The following is a 19,638-nucleotide window of genomic DNA, read 5'->3' on the forward strand; positions in this document are numbered from 1 at the left end:
TTCTGTCGACGTTCATCGTCGGTCGTCGCCTTGTTTCACGGCGGCGGTACGGTTGACGAAAACGCGCACCGCATCGTGCGGCGGTCAGTGGATGAACCGACAGGTAGGAGTGCGGGCGAATGCCGCTTTTCGGGCGCGAAGTGGAGACGAGGTGCCTGGCCGAGCTGATCGACGGGGTGGGGAAGCGGGGCGGCGCACTGATCGTCCGGGGGGAGGCCGGCATCGGAAAGTCGGCTCTGCTCAGCGAGGCGTGCCGGCGCGTCGCCAGCTCGGGCATGCGCATGCTCGCCACCACCGGGGTGGAGTGCGAGCAACATCTGCCCTACGGCGGGTTGCACCAGCTCCTGCGCCCGATCCGTGCCGGTATCAGCGCCCTCCCTGGCCCGCAGAGCGATGCACTCCGCGCCGCGCTGGGGCTCGCGGATGAGGCAGTGCCGGACGTCTACCTCGTCGGGCTGGCCGTCCTGAACCTGCTGGCCGAAGCGGCTGCCCACTCACCGCTGGTGCTGATCGCCGAGGACGCCCACTGGCTGGACCGGTCCAGCACCGACGTACTCGCCTTCGTGGCGCGCCGTCTCGAGTCCGAGCCCATCGTGTTGATCGCGACCACGCGTGACGGTGCCTCGTCGCGACTCGATGACGCCGGCCTGCCGTCGATGCGGGTCGAGCGGCTCCCGGAGGACACCGCGGCCGCGCTTCTCGACGCGGCCGCTCCCGGCCTCGCGCCGGCCGTACGGTCGCGGCTGCTGAACGAGGCAGCAGGCAATCCGCTGGCGCTGACCGAACTGCCCGCTGCCGTGCTGTGCCTGGGTGGTGCCGATGCAATGCTGCCGGCCGTCCTGCCGCTGACCGCGCGCCTCGAACGGGCATTCACCGCCCGGGTGGCGGGGCTACCCGGCGACACCCGCACGAGCCTGCTGATCGCCGCGCTCAACGACAGCGGCTCCCTCGCCGAGACGCTGGATGCCACGTCATCGGCTCTCGGAACCGCCGTCGGCGTTGCGGTTCTGACTCCCGCTGTCGAAGGCCGGCTGATCGAGCTCGGTCCGAGCACGCTGACCTTCCGGCACCCGCTGATGCGCTCGGCGATCCCGCAGGCCGCCGACGCAGGCGAGCGGCAGGCGGCCCATCGGGCGTTGGCCGAGACCTTGTGCGGGCAACCGGACCGACGGGCGTGGCACCGGGCGGCCGCCACGGCGGGCACGGACGAGAGCGTCGCCTTCGAGCTGGAGCAGGCCGCTGACCGGGCACAACGCCGAGGTGGAGTGGCCGGTGCGGTCGCGGCCCTGGAGCGCTCGGCGTGGCTGAGTGACGCACCGGCCCGCCGTGCCGAACGGCTTCTGCGGGCAGCCGACCTCGCGGTCGAGTCCGGCCGGAAGGACGTCGTGGAACAGTTGCTGGGTCAGGTCTCGACGTTGGAACTCACAGCGCAGCAACGTGCCCGGGCCACCTGGCTGCGCAGCAGCTTCGACGACGGGATGCGCGATGGCTTCGCCGGACCGCTGGAGCTCGCCACCCTCGCCGAGGCGGTCGCCACCGACGGAGATGTCGATCTGGCCACGCGCATTCTCTGGGGTGCCGGGATGCGGTGTTTCTGGACGGAGCCGGGTTCCGCGGCCCGTGAGCACATCGTGGCCGTGGCGGACCGACTGCCCATCGACGACGCCGACCCCCGGATGGTGGCGATCTCGGCGTACGTCGCTCCGATCGAGCGCGGCGGGACGGTCGTGGCGGCCCTGCGCGAACTGGCAGGCCGCACCGGTGGGGATCCTCAGGTGCAGCGTTTTCTCGGCAGTGCCGCGTTGCAGGTGGGGGCGTTCGACCTGTCGGCACGGTTCTCCGCCGCCGCGCTGTCCGGCTTGCGCGCGCAGGGCAGGCTCGGGTTGCTGACCAGGGCGCTGGCGGTCCAGGCGTGGAGTTCGGTGCGCCTGGGTGACCTCGCGGTGGCGCTGCCCGCGGCGGAGGAGGCCGGAAGGCTCGCCCAGGAGACCGATCAGCCGTTCATGTACGGGCTGGCCAGGGCCGTCGAAGCCGAGATCGCGGCGCTGCGCGGCACCTATGAGTCGGCCACTGTCCTGGCTGCGGAGGCAGAGCAGGTGGGTCTGGCAGCAGGGGCCCGTCCGGTGCTGGCCACGGTGCAGGTGGCGCGCGGCCTGACGGCATTCGGCGAAGGCCGCTACGCCGACGCCTTCGCGGACCTGCGGCGGATGCACGACCCCGCCGACCCGGCCTACCAGCTCGCCCTGCACTGCTACGCCATCGCGGAGCTGGCGGAGGCGGCCATCCGCACCGGTCAGACCGACGCGATGCGCGAGATCCTGCGCGAGCTGGAGACGTTCGCACCGACGACGTCGTCACCGGCGCTGCACATCGGCCTGCGCTACGTGCGGGCCGTTCTCGCGCAGGGTGACGAGGCCGAGGATCTGTTCAAGGCTGCACTCGGTGCCGACCTCACCGGATGGCCGCTCGAGCGCGGGCGTGTCCTGCTCGCCTTCGGGGAGTGGCTACGGCGTCAGCGGCGCGCGGCCGAGTCCCGTGTGCACCTGCGGGCAGCCCGCGAGACGTTCGACGCCGTCGGGGTGATCCCGTGGAGCGAGCGGGCACGTGGGGAGCTCCGTGCTTCGGGCGAGGCGAGCCCGAACCGCAGTCCGAACGCCCGCGACCAGCTCACCGCGCACGAGCTGAGCATCGCCCAGCTGGCCGCCGACGGGCTGACCAACCGGGAGATCGGCCAACGGCTCTATCTGTCTCACCGGACGGTGAGCACGCACCTGCACCGAATCTTCCCCAAGCTCGGTATCAGCTCTCGCGCCGAGCTCGGGGCTGCGCTCCGGCCGTCCGCCGAAGCCCCTGACGCGTCGACGGCGGCGCGGTGACGTACACCGACAGCGTCATCTGACGGTAGCGAATCCGGCTGACCCGTACCTATGGTCGCTCGGGTGTCACGCGCCGAATTCAGACCATTTCCGGGTCGATGACATCGGGAGGTGGGAGTGGTAATTGCGTATCGCCGTGGGGACCGGCGGATCGGGGTTCGGGTGCTGAGTAGGAGAGCGTTTTCGCGGGCGGTCGCGGCAGCAGTGACGTCCGCGTCGATTGCGTCGGTCACCGGTTGCGCAGCGGCACGACCGACGCCGCCGAACCCGCCGATGCATACGTCGTTCAGTTCGTTGAAGCAGGTGGACGCCGGAGTTCTGAACATCGGATATGCAGAATTAGGCCCCGCCGACGGCCCTGCGGTCGTTCTTCTGCACGGCTGGCCCTACGACATCTACAGCTACGTGGATGTCGCCCCTGTGCTGGCGTCGGCAGGCTACCGGGTGATCGTCCCCTACCTGCGTGGCTACGGATCGACGTCCTTCCTCTCCCCGGCGACGTTCCGCAACGGGCAGCAGGCGGCCGTAGCCGTCGACATCATCGCCCTCATGGACGCCCTCGGGATCGACAGGGCGATCCTCGGCGGTTTCGACTGGGGATCGCGGACAGCCTGTGTGATGGCAGCGCTCTGGCCGGAGCGCTGCAGGGCACTCGTGTCCGTGAGCGGTTATCTGATCACCAGTCTCAAGGCGAACCTGGAGCCGTTGCCGCCGGCAGCCGAGTTGGGATGGTGGTACCAGTACTACTTCGCCACGGATCGCGGTGTGAGCGGCTACAGCAGGAACAGGCACGACTTCAACAAGTTGATCTGGAAGAACGCCTCGCCCACGTGGAACTTCGATGACGCCACGTTCGAGCGCACCGCGGCATCCTTCAGCAACCCGGATCACGTCGGCATCGTCATCCACAACTACCGATGGCGGCTGAGCCTCGCCAAGGGCGACCCGCAGTACGACGCACTCGAGCAGAAACTCGCCGGAGCTCCGGTCATCACGGTGCCGACGATCACGATCGCCAGTGATTTCGATGGTGCCGCCGCGGACGGGGCCGCGTACCGCAAACAGTTCTCCGGCAAGTATTCGCACCGGGTGCTGAAGGGCATCGGGCACAACGTGCCTCAGGAGGCCCCGCAGGAGTTCGCCCAAGCGATCATCGACGTCGATCGTTCCTGATCAGCGGCGACCCTGATCAGCGGCGACCCTGATCAGCGGCGACCCTGATGTGCGGCGACACGGTCAATCCTGCATCAGGCTCGCTGCCCGCTCGGCTATGGCCACGACGGTGGCGAGGGTGTTGGCCGAGGGAATCGAGGGCATCACAGAGGCATCCGCGACACGAAGGCGGCTGATTCCCCGAACGCGCAGGTCGGTGTCGACGACGGACATCTCGTCGCTACCGATCCGGCAGGTGCCCACGGGGTGGTAGTAGGAATGCGTAGTGGCCCGCAGGTAGTCGCGCGGGCTGGAGCCGTCGGCGTCCGGGCCCGGCGCCACCTCGGCGTCGCGCCAGCTGACCAGCGCACTCTGGTTTCCGATCTCCCTGGCCAGCCGGAGTCCGGTGACCATCATCTCGAGGTCAGCGCTGTCGCCGAGGTAGTTCGGATCCAGCAACGGCGCCGCGTCGGGCCGTGCGCTTACCAGCCGCACCGACCCGCGACTGCGGGGCGCCATCGCGGAGAACGCGATCATGTACTGGTCGTCGACACCGGGCAGCGGTGTCACGAAGAAGGCTTGCAGGTCAGGAGCGTCCACGTCGGCGGCGCTGCGCATCAGGCCGAGCACCTCGATGTGGTTGTTGACGCCCACCGGGACCGGACGGCCGGCGCTGTAGACCACCCCGGAAAGCGGGTGGTCGTGCAGGTTCTCGCCGACGCCCGGGAGATCCACGACGACAGCGATCCCGACCGATTGCAGGTGCGCCTGCGGCCCGATGCCGGACAGGAGCAGCAACTGGGCCGTCCCGATGGCTCCGGCGGTGAGCACGACCTCGCCTGAGCAGGCAGCCGAGACCTGCCGGCCGTCGTCGGTGTAGTCGACTCCCACGCACGTCCCGTTGTCGACTCGGATCCGATGTACCAGAGCGTCGGTGACGACGTCGAGATTGGGCCGGTCAGCGACGGGCCGGAGGTAGGCGTCCGCCACGCTCTGCCGTGCACCCCCGACGATGTTCAGGTCGGTCCAGCCGAATCCTTGTTCCAGTCCACCACTGATGTCGGTGGCCTTCAGGTGCCCGGCCTCCAGGGCGGCCTCCAACCCGGCGGCGGCGAGCGGGTGAGGCTGTTCCGCCGGCGCGACGACCATCGGTCCGTCCACCCCCCGAACGTCCGCCGCACGCCCCGCCGCGCTCTCGCTGCGACGGAAGAACGGCAGCAGGTCGTCGAATCCCCACCCCGGCGCTCCCGAGGCCGTCCAGGCGTCATAACTCGAGCGGTGCCCCCGTGCGAAAACCATCCCGTTGATGCTCGAAGAACCGCCCACTGCACGTCCACGCGGGATCTGAAGAACCGTGCCGGTGCCCGATTGCTCGACGGTGACGCTGTTCCAGTCGGCCGAGCCTCCCCGCAGCGTGATCCAGGCAGGCGGTGTGGCCATCTCGGGCAACGGGTGACGAGCGCCGGCTTCCACGAGGAGTACGCGCGAATCCGGATTCGACGACAAGCGTGCAGAAATCACACATCCTGCTGTGCCGCCGCCCACCACGATGTAGTCATAAGTCGACATCAATGCGCACCCGCCCCCACAGCTCGCATCTGGTGCCTCGCGTCTTCGGCTGCACGGGCACCGGTGCACCGTAGATGCAGATGGGCTCGCGCCCGCAACTGCCGGGTTCCGCTGTCGGTGTACGTCACGTCGTACGGGGCCTTACACCGACAGCGTCATTCGACGGGCGCCGTACCGGTCGGTTCTGCCTACTGTCGGAAAGGCCCGCTCCCCGGAACAACAAGACAAAGAAGGAAATTCACCGTGACCGAGACCACGTACACGGCTGTCGTCACCGCCACCGGAGAGGGTCGCAACGGAGGCCGTGCCCTGTCCGATGACGGTCTTCTCGACGTCACTCTCGCCATTCCGAAGGCGATGGGCGGAGCCGGCGGTGCCACCAATCCGGAGCAGCTTCTCGCCGCAGGGTGGGCGTCGTGCTTCCTCGGAGCGGTCAAGCGCGCCGCCGCACAGAAGAAGGTGCCCGTGCAGAACCTGTCGGTGATCGCGGACGTCACCCTGCACCACGACAAGCAACTGGACGAGTTCGTGCTCAGCGCCGCGCTGCACATCGAGCTCAGCGGCGTCGACCAGCAGACCGCAGATGAGCTCGGCGCGGGCGCCCACCAGATCTGCCCGTACTCGAAGGCCACCCGCGACAACGTTCCGGTCACCATCGACGCGACCGTCGTCTGAGTTTCTTGCGCTGGCGGGCTTCAGCGGTGCTCCGGTGCGGTGTCCGCGTGCCAGAGTTCCGGGCCTCCGAGCCCGTGCTCGACGTTCCAGGCGACGGCGTCGATCGCTGAGGCCGTCCGCCCGGTCATGCCGCGCTGCGCGGCGAGATGCAACGCTGCCGGGACGATGTGGTCGGGGCGCAGATACGGCGGGTTCACGAACCCGGTGGCAGCGCGCGCGGCGGCCATCTCGCCCGAACCCGTCGTCATCGTCGGACCGGGAATCAGGACGTTCGCCGCGATGTCGTGGCCGCGCAACTCCTCGGCGAGGGAGAGGATCATGCTGGCAAGCGCGGACTTGGACGCCTCGTAGGGCTGGTTCAGCCCCGCCGAACGGGAGGCCTGCCACACACCCGGCGCCACCGTCTGTGTCATCGCGCCGCTCGTGCCGACGGCGATGATGCTCCCGCCGCCCGCCTCGATCAGCAGCGGAACGAACCGGCGGATGACGGTGAGGGTTCCAAGCACGTTGACCTCGAACATCGCCCGCCAGTCGGCGTCGCTCGCGTCGAGCACAGTGGACAGTCCGGTGGGCTCGAACAAGCTCCGCTGACGCAGCGCGGCATTGCTGATGACCACGTCGACGCGGCCGAACCGGTCGAGCGCGGCGTCCCGCGCCGCCGCGATGCTGTTGCTGTCGGTGATGTCAGCGGCGATGGTCAGGATTCGGCGGGCGTCGGGCTCGTCGAACGGCTCCGCGCCTCCCGGATCACTGTCCACGGCGATGACGGCGGCGCGCTCGCGCAGGAACCCGTTCGTCAGGGCTCGCCCGATGCCTCGGGCAGCCCCGGTGACGAGCACGATCGAGTCGGACAGCTCTGTCACAACGCATCTCCTTCACCGCGGCCGCCTTCGACGGACATCGGATCAGGAGACCGGTGCCGCCGTCACCCCTTGTCCGGCTGCGGCACCGGGCTTTCGTCGACCGATGGACGAGACGGTGGGCGTCGTGCTGCCGTCTTTCGGACATCCGGCTGACGCGAGCGCACCGTGAGGCGGCGCAGGTCACGTGTCGTTCTCGGCGTGCCGTCCGACGAGCAGCGGGCACGGGGTGTTGCGAAGTAGGTACTTCGTCGTGCCCCCCAGCAGTGCGTCCCGCAGGGCGCTGTGCCCGTGCCGGCCGACCACGAGCGCGGCGGCGTCGGCATCACGCGCCATCCGGACGAGCGTTTCGCCCACGGTCAGTTCGTCGGCGACGGCCGTCCCGTCGGCCGGCATCCCGAGTGAGGTGGCGATCCCCGCGCCCTTCCGCGCCAGCTCGCGGGCGCCGGAGTAGACGGCCTCGTCCAGCTTCGCGGCCGACCGCAGGTCGAACTGTGCCGGCGGGAGGTCGAGACCGGTGCTCGGGAGCGTGGCGTAGTCGTAGGCGACACCCGCTTCCCACACCACAACGACGAGACCGGGTCGTGGGGCCAGGAGCTCCGCGGCCTCCTGCAGGGCACGCAGGGCGGCGGGGGAGCCGTCGAAGGCGATCACGACCGGACGAGAGGGCATGCAGCGGGGTTCCCCGAAGCGGTCGGGGCAACCGGGTTCGGGCAGTTCGGCCCACGATCGTGGCGCCGAATCGACGACGGTTGCCCGGGCCTCGGTCGACGTGACCGGGTGTTGCAGCTACGGGCCTCGGCCAGCACTCCCGTACCGGCCCCACCATGTGAACGGCGCTACGGGCCGACCGCTCCATCGATGCGGAGCGGATCGGCGCGCTCAGAATGCGTGTGAGGAGATCAATTCGCGAGATCGGCGGTGCTTCGTTGCTGACGGGTTGCGGGGCCGCCGCGCGCCGCTTTCCCGAACACGTTCCCCATGCGCGCCGTCGTGGCGCGTGAGGTCAGGCAACCGAGGAAAGCGTGTCGAGCTCGTCGGTCCGGAGTGCGTCGTCGCCGTAGAGTTCCTGCACCCAGTTGGTCTGGTAGACGGTGTCGAGGTAGCGCTCGCCCATGTCGGGGGCGAGGGTCACGGCGGTCATGTCGGGTGTGCCGTGTTGTTCGAGCCAGCGGACTGCTCCGGTGACCTGCGTGCCGGTGGAGCCGCCGAAGAGGAAGCCGCGTTTGGCCAGTTGGTGGCAGGTGCGGACGGTGTCTGCTTCCTCGACCATGACCACGTCGTCGACGTAGGACTCGTCCAGCAGCGGCGGCCGCACACCCATGCCCAGGCCGGGGATCATCCGGCGTCCGGTGGGGCCACCGAAGGACACCGAGCCGACGGTGTCGACCGCGACGATGCGCACGGGGCGGTGCCATTCTTTGAAGAAGCGGGCGCAGCCCATGAGGGTGCCGGTGGTGCCGGCGCCGACGAACAACACGTCGAGCTGGGGGAACTGGCGGGCGATCGCAGGGGCGGTGCGGCGGTAGTGCGCGCCCCAGTTGGCCGGGTTGGTGTACTGGTTGAACCACACGTACCGGTCGTCGGAGGCGCACAGCGCGCGGACGTAGTCGATGCGGGCGCCGAGGTAGCCGGTGGTGGGGTGGGGTTCGGTGATGATGTGTACCTGGCTGCCCAGGGCTTCCATCAGTCGTCGGGTGGCGAGGTTGCAGCGTGAGTCGGTGACGCAGATGAACCGGTAGCCCTTGCTGGCCGCGAGCATGCTCAACGCCACACCGAGGTTGCCCGATGAGGACTCGATGAGAATCGATCCGGGGCGCAGTATCCCGTCGCGCTCCGCTGCCTCGACCATCTCGGTGGCCGCCTTCACCTTCACCGAACCGGCGAAGTTAAATCCCTCACACTTCAAGAAGAGCGGCTGACCGAAGATGGACTTCACGTCGACATAGAGCTCGTCTTCGTTGAACTGGTGAGGAGCGGAAATGACTGGCATCTGGGTCCCCCTCGTCAATGCTGGCTGGCGGCTTGGCGCCTGCTGGTTTCAACGACTATCCCGCGCAACCGGTTCAACCCGCCGGAGATTCCCTCCGGGTTTTCCGGCCGAAGCCACGGGATGTGTGGCGAACACGACAGCGAATACGGGAACCGGGCCGAGCCGGTCGCTGCAGCCGTTGTGACTGATGGGGAACTGTGAGCGAGAACTTGTCAGATGTTCTGGTTGTATCAATGGGCCGGTTTTATACGCCGATCATCGCCGTTGTACCGATCTGACCCGTTGGTCGAATCGGTTCGGTCCATAGCGTCGGTCAAACCGTTTACCCGACCGGGAACAGACTTTAGCGAGTCAGGCCCATGGGAAGCCAGATGCCGAGCTTCCCATGGGCCTTCGATTGCCCGCTCAGATGGAGACGGTCACGCCGTACTCGCTCAGGAAGGACTCGAGCGTCAGGATCTGTTCCAGCGCGAGCCTGATGCCGCCGAACACCGCGTCCGTCGGAGGCGCGGTGAGCGCCGACTCGGCTGCATGGGCGTCCAGCAGCGGCGCTACCGCCGAGTCGCGCTTCATCAGCAGCGCGGCGAAGCCGTCGTGCAGCATCTGGTCGTAGCCGGGGTCCTGCGTGGACGGGTACGGGCTCTTGACCCGCTGCACGACCGACTGGGGCAGTACATCGGCGGTGGCGGCCCGCAGCAGGCTCTTCTCGCGCCCGTCGAAGGTCTTGTGGGCCCACGGCGTGCCGAACACGTACTCGACGAGCCGGTGATCGCAGAAGGGCACCCGCACCTCCAGCCCCACGGCCATGCTCATCCGGTCCTTGCGGTCGAGCAGGTTGGGCAGGAACCGGGTCAGGAACAGGTGACAGATCTCCCGCATCCGCCGCTCGTGCGGATCGTCCGCGGCCGGACCGGTCAGCTCGGGTACCTCGGCCAGCGCCGTGCGGTACAGGTCGTCGATGTAGCCGGCGAGGTCGAGCTTGCCGACCAGTCCCGGGTCGAGCAGCCGCTGGGTCGTCTCCGTGCGCACTGCGACGCCGCCGAGCCAGGGGAAGGTGTCGGCCTTGACGTAGGCGGGGTCGTGGAACATCGGGTAGCCGCCGAAGACCTCGTCGGCCGACTCGCCTGACAGCGCCACCGTCGAGCGCTGCCTGATCGCCCGGGACAGCAGATACAGCGAGCTGTCGATGTCGCCCATGGTGATCGGAACATCGCGCGCGTGGCGCACCGCCGCCCGCACGTCCGGGTCGGCGAGCTCGCTGGTGGACAGCGTGATGTCGGTGTGGTCGGTGCCGACGAACTTCGCCACATCCTGCACGTACGGGGCATCCGGTGTGCCACGCCCCGCGCCGGGCTTGAAATTGTCGGTGTAGCCCACGAAATCCACCGCGAACGAGCGGATGCGTTCCGGGCTGAAGCGCGCGGCCAGCGCGGTCAGGGCCGAAGAGTCCAGCCCGCCCGACAGCAACGTGCACAGCGGCACATCGGAGATCAGCTGCCGCTGGATCGTGTCGTCGAGCAGTTCGCGTACGTGCCGCACGGTGGTCGGCACGTCGTCGGTGTGCCCGGTATCGGCGAGCTGCCAGTAGCGCAGCTCCTGAATGCCGTCGCGACTCACGCGCACGACGAAGCCGGGCGGCACCTCGCGCATTCCGCGGAACACCGCGTTGTGCGGGTCGGCGACGAACCCGAGTGTGCGCCGCAACCCGTCGAGATCCATCACGCGCTCGGCGCCGGTGTTGGCCAGGATCGCCTTCGGCTCGGAGCCGAACAGCACCCCGTGCTCGGTGGGGTAGTAATACAGCGGTTTGATCCCCAACCGGTCGCGCACGAGGATCAACTCCCGCGCCGCGGCGTCCCACAGCGCGTAGGCGAACATCCCGTTCAGCTCCCGTACCGCATCACGCGGGTCGCGTCGGCCCCACTCCCGATGCGCCTGCACCACCACCTCGGTGTCACTGCTCGTCTCGAAGCGCCGGCCCGCTGCGGCCAGGCGCTCCCGGAGTTCGCGGTAGTTGTAGGCCTCGCCGCTGTAGACCAACGCCAGCGCGGTGCGCCCGTCCTCGGTCAGCGTCATCGGCTGCCGGCCACCCTCGATGTCGATGACCGCCAACCGCCGATGCCCCAATCCCACCGGCCCGTCGACCCACATGCCCTCGTCATCCGGGCCCCGGCAGGCCATCGTCGCGGTCATCCCGGCCAGCTCTCGACGAGCGTCCGGCGCGCCCAGATCGCGATCGAAGGACACCCATCCACATATGCCGCACATACGCAGTCGCTCCTAACGTAGTAGTGATAAGCAGACGCCGATCAGGTAGAGACCGATAATGATCGGAATCAGGAGCCGGGAACGAAGTTGGGCCCGCTGGTCTCGAAGGAGGAGCGATTCTCGGCGACGAATTGTTCGACCGACAGCGGGGGGCGCCCCCCAACCTTCTCGACGACGTCGTTCGTGCCGGCGAACACGCCGTTCTGGTAGTCGACGGCGACGTTGCTCAGGTGCTGGACGAGATGCTCGTCCAGCCCGCGCTCGAGCATCGCCCTGGCGAACTCCTCGACACTGATCGGCTCGTAGTGCACCGGATGGCCGAGCACGCCGGACATGGCCTTGGCGATGTCGTGGTGGTTCTGCTCGACCGGACCGTGCAGGGTGTAGACCGCGCGGTCGTGCGGCTCGGGGTCGAGCAGCAGCGCGGCGATCACGCGGGACTGGTCGGCTGCGGCGATCGGGGCGTGCCGGCCCTCGCCGAACGGGAGCCGGAGGTAACCCTCACCATCCCGCTTCTCCCACCACAACGTGAGCCACTCGGCGAAGAACGTCGGCCGCACATGGGCGGTGAGCAGGGTGGTCCGGTCCAGCAGGCGCTCGCACAGCCAGTGTTGCCGGGCGGCGTTGCTGCCCGCCTCGCGGCGGGCGGAGATCTGGGACATGTTGACAACGGACCGAACGCCGGCCTCGGTCGCCGCCTGGGCGAAGATGACGGTCGACTCCACCAGGCCCGGAAGGATCGGGTGGCAGAAGTAGGCGCCGGTGACGCCTTGCAGGGCGGTGGTCACGCCGTTGAGGTCGTGCAGGTCGGCCACGACGATCTCGGCGCCGGCCTCGGCCAGCGCGCGGGAGCGTTCGTCCTCCCGATGCACCATCGCCCGGGCGCGGTGACCGCGCTCGAGCAGCAGTTTGATCGCGCCGCCTCCGGTCCTGCCGGTCGCGCCGGTTACCAGGAACAGCCTGTCATCGTCGGTCATCTGAACACCTCTCATCGAACTACCGGTTGAGATCCACGGGCGAGCTGCGCCTCGGGGTGCTCCTCATCGGGCTAACGGGCCTGAATGCCCGGTCCGTCGGTCGGTCCGGTGCTGCGGATGCCGCGGACGAAATCGGCGACCGCGGCACCGATCAGATCCGGACTGTCCTCCTGGACGAAGTGCACGCCTGGCACTGTCACTTCGGTCTGGTTGGCCCAGGTTCGGCAGAACTCGCGCTGGCTGCGGATCAGGATCGCGCCAGGTTCTGCGTTGATGAACAGTTTGGGCACCGTGGACGTGGCCAGCCACCGGCCGTATTCCTCGACGATCCGCACGACCTCTGCGGGTTCGCCCTCGATCGGGAGTTGGCGCGGCCAGCTCAGCGTGGGTCGGCGGCTCTCGCCCGGGGTGAGGTAGGGCGCGCGGTAGACCGCCATCTCCTCCTCGCTCAGGTCCCGGAGGACCGCCGTCGGCAACACCTCCTCGACGAACAGGTTGTCGGCGAGCACCATCGATTCACCGGCTGGGGAGCGGAAACCCTGGAATGTCCGCCGCGGGTCGTCCCGCCAGTCGTCCCATCTCATGGGGGCCACGATGGCTTCCATGTAGGCGATCCCGGCCACCCGGTCCTGATGCTGGAACGCCCAGTCGAAGCCGAGCGCCGAACCCCAGTCGTGCACGACGAACACGGCATTCTCGCCAATGCCGATACGGTCCCACAGCGCGAACAGGTATTCCCGCTGCTCCTGATAGGAGTAGCGATCCGGACCGGAGGGCACCAGTTTGTCCGAGTCGCCCATCCCGGCGAGATCGCAGGCGATCAGCCGTCCGAGCCCCTTCAGATGTGGCATGACGTTCCGCCACAGGTAGGCCGAGGTCGGGTTGCCGTGCTGAAAAACGATCGGATCGCCCTCACCCTCGTCGAGGTAGGCCATCCGTAGCCCGTTGATCTCGGCGAACTTCTTCTCGGCGTAGGGACGCGTGTTCATCATTGCTCTCCTCGGGACGACTGCGGTTCCTGGGAGAATTCGACGGTGATGTCGCTGAAGTCGACGATGATGACCGGCTCGGGTCCCGTGCGGCCGTCTTCGACGGGCAGTACGTAACGGTGCGTCGGGAACACCAGGCCGGACGCGGTTCGGTGCGCTTCGGTGCGGTGGACGGCCTGCCGGCTGCCCATCACGTAGGGCGCGTAGTCGAGCCTGCGCAGCAGTCCCGATTCGTCGTAGGAGAAAACCTGCTCGGTGCTGTGGGTGGCGATGTGCGGGGGAAAGGTCACCCGGAGCCGCCGCCACCGATCGCCGTCCGCCTGCCACGGCTCCAGTTCCTCGGTCCGGACGCCGGACACCGTCAGCAGGTACGGGGTGGTGAGGTAGTTCCACATGCCGTAACCGCCGAAGTACAAGGCGTGCAGCGAATCCCAACGGGTGTCGTCACCCCGGACCGGGAAGGACTCCCGCGGCGCGTGGCGCTCCCGCAGGACGGCGCCGCCCTCGTCCTCGATGGCGACACGGTCGGGCGTGTACACCCCGCGTATTCCGGGGCCGGTGAAACCGGTGAACACCGTGCGTTGCTCATGCACCTCGACCGCGACGTCCACTCCGGCGAATGTCTTCGCCTGGCCGAGCGCCGTCCAGGTCGGACCGACCATGTGGAGCCGGGCGCGAACCGTCGTGGCCCTGCTCCACTGCTCGCGTCCGCCGTGCGCTTCCAGCACCAGATCCAGCAGTCCGGTTTCCTGCGCCTCGCTCACGAAGCCGGCTCCTCGGCCTGTCGGACTACTCGGACCGGGCGGCAGCATTGTCGCCGATGACGTTTCCCCGCATGAGCCATCGCAGAGTCTCCTCAAGCTTGATGTGATGCCGGCGCTACCTCGCAGACAAGATCTGGTTGCGGCAACGCCGGGGCGTACCAGGTTGGTTCAATCAGTGAACTAGCCCGAGCGTAGCACGGCATGGTTCAGTGAGTGAACCAGCTGGCGGAATGGTGTGAATGTCTCTTTCGGGCAATTACGTGGGCCCGTACTACCAAAGTCACTGCGGTCTCTCCCGTAGGGGCGGAGACTGCGCCGGGCGTTGACAACCGCGCCACGCGAAGAATGTGAGGAGCTCTGAGGAAAGCCATATGTCGACGAACCTGACGCGCACCCGGCGCTACGTCCTCGCCGCCCGGCCCGCTACGACGACCGGGCCGATCGAGGACGGGGTGTTGCGCTACGAGGACGACGCGCCGGTGCCTCCGATCGAGGACGGTCAGGTGCTGGTGAAGGTCGAGTGGTTGTCGCTGGACGTCGCGACCCGCGGCTGGATGAACGACGTGCGCAACTACCTGCCGCCGTCACCGCTGGGAGGGGCGATGCGCGCACTCGGCTCCGGCATCGTCACCGGGTCGCGGCACAAGGACTTCGCCGTCGGCGATCGGGTGTCAGGGCTGGTGGGCTGGCAGGAGGACGCGGTGGTCCACGGCTCGACCCTGAGCAAGGTGCCGGACGGCGTGCCGCTGCAAGCCGCGCTGCACGTGCTGGGCATCTCCGGTCAGACGGCATGGCTCGGCCTGCACGACATCGGGCAGCCCGAGCCGGACGAGACGGTGGTCGTCACCGCTGCGGCCGGCGCCGTCGGCTCCATCGCGGTGCAGCTCGCGGTGGCCGCCGGTGCCCGCGTGGTCGGGGTCGCCGGCACCCCGCAGAAGTGCGCGTTCGTGCGTGAGCTGGGCGCGGTCGGGTGCGTGAACTACAGGGAGCAGGACGTCGCCGCGGCCATCGCGGAGCTGGCCCCTGATCGGGTCGATGTCCTGTTCGACAATGTCGGCGGGGCGATCCTCGACGCGTTGCTTCCCCACATGGCCGTGAACGCCCGGGTCGTCCTGTGCGGTGCGGTGTCCCGCTACGACAAAAGCCGCGGCCCGGTCCCGCTGTACAACTGGTTCCACCTGCTGCCCAACAGGGTGCGGATGGAGGGCTTCATCTACATGGACCACAAGGACCGGTTCGCCGAGATCGAGGCCGACCTCCTGCCCAGGGTCCGGCGGGGTGAACTGCGCTGCCAGGAACACATCCTCGACGGGCTGAAGGCCGCGCCGGAGGGGATCCAGGTGCTGCTGAGTGGCAGCAACAACGGAAAGGTGCTGATCAGGCTGGGCAGTGACTGATCACCGCTGATGATCCGCCGGCGTCCTCGAACTGTCCTGGCCGCCGGCGATGCCTTCGAGCACCTCGGGTCTGACGATCAGCAGGCCGCCCTTCGGCAACCGGCGCAGCGCACCGCGCTCGCGCAGCGCACGGAGGGATCGTGCGACCACCTCTCGCACCGATCCGACGGACTGCGCGAGCTCGTGCTGGCCGGCCAGCACGACCAGCCCCTCCGGTTGCCGGACGGCCAACTCCAACAGGTGCCGGCTCACGCGCTGATCGATCGTGCCGAACACGTTGGCGCCCAGCGTGTCGATGGACTCGTAACACACCCTGGCCGTCTGCCTGGCCAACGACCACGCGACCCTCGCGTCGGTCTGGCCGAAGCGACGGAGAGTCTCCGGGTTGAGGAACGTGATCTCACATTCGGTGATCGCATAGCCCAACCACGGGCATCCGTTGGCGATCACCGATGTCAGCCCGAGAATCTGGCCGGCGCCCGCGTACCGCACCGTGGCCGTCCGCCCGTCGGGCCCACTGAGCACGACGCGGGTGAGACCGGAGTGGATCAGGCCGAGAGTTGGGCGCTCGGTATCGCCGATGAGGTTCCCCGCCGGGACCGTGTCAACGAAGGCTTCCGCGAGCATCGTCGACCGGACGGCGTCCGGAAGCTCGGCAAGATGGCTGTGTCGCCACGCCTCCAGCGACCCACGTTGGTTGGTCACTGACCGACGGTAGCACGCAGTGGTTCAGTGAGTGAACTAACGAGGTAGGATCGGATTCATGGCACTACCCAGCACCTATGCGGACCGCAACTGTTCGCTGGCACGAGCGTTGGAGGTCGTGGGAGAGCGGTGGACGCTCCTCATCGTCCGCGACGCGTTCTACGGGGTGCGCCGGTTCGGCGACTTCGCCACCCAGCTCGGGATCCCCCGCGCCGTCCTGACCAGCCGATTGAAGGCCCTGGTACAGGAGGGCGTGCTCACCCGCGACGACACGGCCGGCGGTGTCGAGTATCGGCTGACCGACAAGGGCATCGCCCTGTGGCCGGTCGTGCGCTCCCTGATGAGCTGGGGCGACGCTTTCTACTCCCCGGCCGGCATGAAGCGTGCCCTGCGCCATGACCACGACGGCGGCCTGCTCGACGACGAGGGGCGCTGTCGGCAGTGTGGTTCGGTCATCCCGGTCCCGGAGATCCGCATCGAACCCGGCCCCGGTTTCACGCCGAGCGACTCTGATCCTGATCGCGTGTCTGCCATTCTCAACACTCCGAGGCGGCTTCTCGAACCGCTCACGACCCCGCGCGGCTGACGAAGCCGGAAACGCATCGCGCCACCCGAAGTCGTCGGCATCCCATTGCGCCTCCAGTGCTCACTCCGGATCCGTCCTGGTGCAGCGCAATGCGGTCTCGTATCTCTGAGCTTCTGGCGTTCGCCTTGAGCCGACCGCGTCGTGTCATCCACATCACCAACCTGTCTGTTCTCTGGGCAATCCAGGTCGCATAGAGTACTAACTATGACTGTGAAAGCCAGCTCGCGCTGAAGACATGAGTGAGGACAGCGCTTTGCCGTCACACCCGTTGGACAATTCGATCTACTCGGCGTTGATCGGACCGCATGCCCACCTCGCGCAGCGACGTGGCAACGCGCTGCGCTACCCGGTCGACATGTCACCGTTCATGGCGCTGCCGCAGTGCCCTGACGACGCCGACTGGGCGGACATCGCAGCACTCGCCGGTCCCGATACCCGGGTCACCCTGAGCGGACCTGCGATCGAGCCGCCGGACGGCTGGGAGGTCGTGATGCGCGTCCCCCTGCTGCAATTCGTCGACGACGGGATCGCCGCCGCGCCGGAGGAGGAGGCCGTCCGCCTCGACCAGGCGGACGTTCCGGAGATGCTGGAATTGGCAGAACGCACCAAGCCCGGGCCGTTCCTGCCACGCACGATCGAGATGGGGACCTACCTGGGAATCCGCCGGAACGGTCGTCTGGTGGCAATGGCCGGTGAACGCCTCCACCCGCCGGGTTGGACGGAAATCAGCGGGGTCTGCACCGATCCGGGATGGCGAGGGCAGAGGCTGGGGACACGTCTGCTACTGGCTGTCGCAGCCGGCATCCGCGACCGCGGCGAGACGTCATTCCTGCACGTGCTCACGTCCAATACGAACGCCATCCGGCTGTACGAGTCGCTGGGATTCCGACTTCGCCTTCGCACGGAAAATATCGTCCTGACCCGCCCGCCCGTCGTGCATTGAGGAGAATCACCATGCCGTCCGTGCTCATCACCGGCGCGTCCAAAGGAATCGGCCGAGCCATCGCCGTCGAACTGGCGAGCCGCGGCCATCGGGTGATCGCCACCGCCCGCCGACCGGAGACCCTGGCCGACCTCCCCGTGGACCAGCGCCTGCGCCTCGACGTCACCGATCAGGACAGCGTCGATCAGGCCATCAAGGACGCCGGCGAGATCGACGTGCTCGTCAGTAACGCGGGTGCGACGCTCCGCGCGCCGCTGGAGAGCGTTCCGCTCGCGGAGGTCGAGCGGCTCTACCAGCTCAACACCCTGGGGGCGCTCCGAGTCGCGCAGGGCGTTCTCCCGGCGATGCGGAAACGGGGATCGGGCCGCCTCGTCTTCGTCTCCAGCATCCAAGGACGACTGGTGTTGCCGATCATCGGCTCCTACGGGTCCAGCAAGTGGGCGCTGGAGGCGATCGCTGAGGGCTTGGCCATCGAAACGGGCCATTTCGGCATCAAGGTGAGCATCGTGCAACCCGGAGCGGTGTCCACCAACGGCGCCGAGCAGGCAAAGGTGCTTTTCGCGGACGACGATCCCTACCTCCCGCTGTATCACCAACTCGGCGCCCTACGCGGCGAGGTCATCACCGTCGAAGAAGTCGCCGCCGTCGTAGCCGACACGATCGAGCGGGCCGAGCCTCCGTTGCGTGTGCCTGCCGGCGCCCCCGCCGAACGAGCGCTGAAGGCCCGCAAGGAGGCGCCCGAGAGCGAACCGTTCATGCTGGCCGAGCTCGACTGGTAGCCACCTTCGTGCAGCAATGACTGCATTCCTGCTGTTTCGGGAGTATTTTCCACGTCATCCCACAATTCGCGACAACTTTACGCTGCCTGCACCCGGGGCGGCATAATTGTGGCAGCGGCTGCACGGAACACGCGATGAGAACTGTCGGCTGGGCCTGTGTGATGACTGGAGTTGACTCATGAGACGCGTTCTGGCCACGCTCGCCGCCACCGCGGTCGCGGCATTGACCTTGGCCGCCTGCGGTGGCGGAGCGGACCCACTGGGCAACGGAGCAGGCGGCGCGTCCGCGACACCGGGCGACACGATCCGGATCGGGTCGGCGAATTTCACCGAGAGCACACTGGTGGCGGAGATCTACGCGCAGGCGCTGGAGGCGAAGGGGGTGAGGGTCGAGCGGCATCTGAACCTGGGCAGCCGGGAGACCTACATCCCGGCGCTGGAGGACGGGTCGATCGACCTGATTCCGGAGTACAGCGGCAATCTGTTGCAGTATCTGGATCGTTCTGCGCCGCAGACGGCGGCGGGGGACGTGTATGCGGCGTTGGTGAAGGCGGTGCCTGCGCCGTTGACGGTGCTGGACGAGTCGGAGGCGCAGGACAAGGACTCGGTGGTGGTGAGCCGAGATCTGGCGCAGCGCCTGCACGTGACGTCGATCGCGGACCTCGCGCCGCACTGTGGTGAGCTGGCGTTCGGCGGTTCGTCCGAGTTTCAGACGCGTTCGGACGGTATTCCTGGGTTGCAGAAGAACTACGGGTGCTCGTTCCATTCGTACAGGGCGTTGGACGCCGGTGGGCCGTTGACGTTGTCGGCGTTGACGGGGGGCACGGTGCAGGCCGCCGATGTGTTCACGACGGATCCGTCGGTGGAGTCCGATGGCCTGGTGGCCTTGGCTGATCCGAAGAACAACTTCGCCGCGCAGAACGTGGTGCCGTTGATCAACTCCTCGAAGGTGACGGACGCGGTGAAGCAGGAGCTCAACGCGGTGTCGGCGAAGTTGACCACGCAGTCGCTGATCGACCTGAATCGTCGGCTGGCCGCCCCGGACAAGCCTGATCCCGCGGTGGTGGCCAAGGGCTGGCTGGCGCAGAGCGGGCTCGGCTGAGGG

General features: G+C 68.0%; 17 protein-coding genes. 8 read left to right on the top strand and 9 right to left on the bottom strand.

Going from position 1 to position 19,638, the window contains the following annotated elements:
* Positions 1-119 precede the first annotated feature (119 nt).
* Positions 120-2,876 (top strand): ATP-binding protein, encoded by a 2,757-nt coding sequence (locus ABD743_RS06070; RefSeq protein WP_344719672.1) that lies wholly within the window; start codon positions 120-122, stop codon positions 2,874-2,876.
* A gap of 273 nt (positions 2,877-3,149) precedes the next feature.
* Positions 3,150-4,049: an alpha/beta fold hydrolase gene (locus ABD743_RS06075; protein ID WP_379659358.1), complete on the top strand. Its 900-nt coding sequence runs from the start codon at positions 3,150-3,152 to the stop codon at positions 4,047-4,049.
* A gap of 63 nt (positions 4,050-4,112) precedes the next feature.
* On the opposite strand, the gene ABD743_RS06080 is transcribed toward ABD743_RS06075, so the two are convergent.
* Positions 4,113-5,597: a GMC family oxidoreductase gene (locus tag ABD743_RS06080; RefSeq protein ID WP_344719675.1), complete on the bottom strand. Its 1,485-nt coding sequence runs from the start codon at positions 5,595-5,597 to the stop codon at positions 4,113-4,115.
* A gap of 243 nt (positions 5,598-5,840) precedes the next feature.
* Here ABD743_RS06080 and ABD743_RS06085 point away from each other — a divergent pair, with 243 nt between their 5' ends.
* Positions 5,841-6,272 carry an Ohr family peroxiredoxin gene (locus ABD743_RS06085; protein ID WP_344719677.1) on the top strand — a complete coding sequence of 144 codons (432 nt, stop codon included), beginning with the start codon at positions 5,841-5,843 and terminating at the stop codon, positions 6,270-6,272.
* A 20-nt stretch (positions 6,273-6,292) separates the two neighbouring features.
* On the opposite strand, the gene ABD743_RS06090 is transcribed toward ABD743_RS06085, so the two are convergent.
* The 7 genes from ABD743_RS06090 to ABD743_RS06120 form a co-directional block, all read right to left on the bottom strand.
* Positions 6,293-7,135, bottom strand: coding sequence for an SDR family NAD(P)-dependent oxidoreductase (locus tag ABD743_RS06090; RefSeq protein ID WP_344719679.1), 843 nt, complete (start codon positions 7,133-7,135; stop codon positions 6,293-6,295).
* Positions 7,136-7,315: 180 nt separating this feature from the next.
* Positions 7,316-7,804, bottom strand: a complete 489-nt coding sequence (locus ABD743_RS06095; protein WP_344719680.1) for a universal stress protein — start codon at positions 7,802-7,804, stop codon at positions 7,316-7,318.
* A 334-nt stretch (positions 7,805-8,138) separates the two neighbouring features.
* Complete coding sequence (gene sbnA / locus ABD743_RS06100; RefSeq protein WP_344719682.1) at positions 8,139-9,125, bottom strand: 2,3-diaminopropionate biosynthesis protein SbnA; 987 nt, start codon at positions 9,123-9,125, stop codon at positions 8,139-8,141.
* A gap of 405 nt (positions 9,126-9,530) precedes the next feature.
* Positions 9,531-11,393, bottom strand: a complete 1,863-nt coding sequence (gene asnB, locus ABD743_RS06105) for an asparagine synthase (glutamine-hydrolyzing) (protein ID WP_344719684.1) — start codon at positions 11,391-11,393, stop codon at positions 9,531-9,533.
* Positions 11,394-11,461: 68 nt separating this feature from the next.
* Positions 11,462-12,370 carry an NmrA family NAD(P)-binding protein gene (locus tag ABD743_RS06110; RefSeq protein WP_344719686.1) on the bottom strand — a complete coding sequence of 303 codons (909 nt, stop codon included), beginning with the start codon at positions 12,368-12,370 and terminating at the stop codon, positions 11,462-11,464.
* A gap of 71 nt (positions 12,371-12,441) precedes the next feature.
* Positions 12,442-13,359 (bottom strand): haloalkane dehalogenase, encoded by a 918-nt coding sequence (locus tag ABD743_RS06115; RefSeq protein WP_344719688.1) that lies wholly within the window; start codon positions 13,357-13,359, stop codon positions 12,442-12,444.
* On the bottom strand, positions 13,359-14,123 hold the full coding sequence (locus ABD743_RS06120; protein ID WP_344719690.1) for a hypothetical protein: 765 nt from the start codon (positions 14,121-14,123) through the stop codon (positions 13,359-13,361). Before ABD743_RS06120 ends, ABD743_RS06115 begins: the two co-directional genes overlap by 1 nt.
* A gap of 371 nt (positions 14,124-14,494) precedes the next feature.
* On the opposite strand from ABD743_RS06120, the gene ABD743_RS06125 reads away from it, so the two are divergent.
* Positions 14,495-15,520 (top strand): NADP-dependent oxidoreductase, encoded by a 1,026-nt coding sequence (locus ABD743_RS06125; RefSeq protein ID WP_344719691.1) that lies wholly within the window; start codon positions 14,495-14,497, stop codon positions 15,518-15,520.
* Here the strand turns inward: ABD743_RS06125 and ABD743_RS06130 are convergent, their stop codons facing one another.
* Positions 15,521-16,225 carry a Crp/Fnr family transcriptional regulator gene (locus ABD743_RS06130; protein ID WP_344719693.1) on the bottom strand — a complete coding sequence of 235 codons (705 nt, stop codon included), beginning with the start codon at positions 16,223-16,225 and terminating at the stop codon, positions 15,521-15,523.
* A gap of 58 nt (positions 16,226-16,283) precedes the next feature.
* Here ABD743_RS06130 and ABD743_RS06135 point away from each other — a divergent pair, with 58 nt between their 5' ends.
* The 4 genes from ABD743_RS06135 (at position 16,284) to ABD743_RS06150 (ending at position 19,635) form a co-directional block, all read left to right on the top strand.
* Entirely contained in the window at positions 16,284-16,811 is a 528-nt protein-coding gene (locus ABD743_RS06135; RefSeq protein ID WP_344719694.1) for a winged helix-turn-helix transcriptional regulator, read from the top strand.
* Between the two features lie 235 nt (positions 16,812-17,046).
* Positions 17,047-17,754, top strand: a complete 708-nt coding sequence (locus ABD743_RS06140; RefSeq protein ID WP_344719696.1) for a GNAT family N-acetyltransferase — start codon at positions 17,047-17,049, stop codon at positions 17,752-17,754.
* Positions 17,755-17,765: 11 nt separating this feature from the next.
* On the top strand, positions 17,766-18,533 hold the full coding sequence (locus tag ABD743_RS06145) for an SDR family oxidoreductase (RefSeq protein WP_344719698.1): 768 nt from the start codon (positions 17,766-17,768) through the stop codon (positions 18,531-18,533).
* A gap of 178 nt (positions 18,534-18,711) precedes the next feature.
* The gene (locus ABD743_RS06150) at positions 18,712-19,635 is read left to right on the top strand and encodes an ABC transporter substrate-binding protein (protein ID WP_344719700.1); all 924 of its coding nucleotides are present in this window, start codon (positions 18,712-18,714) and stop codon (positions 19,633-19,635) included.
* Positions 19,636-19,638 lie beyond the last annotated feature (3 nt).

Source organism: Pseudonocardia yunnanensis, assembly GCF_039534065.1.
Taxonomy (GTDB): Bacteria; Actinomycetota; Actinomycetes; order Mycobacteriales; family Pseudonocardiaceae; genus Pseudonocardia; species Pseudonocardia yunnanensis.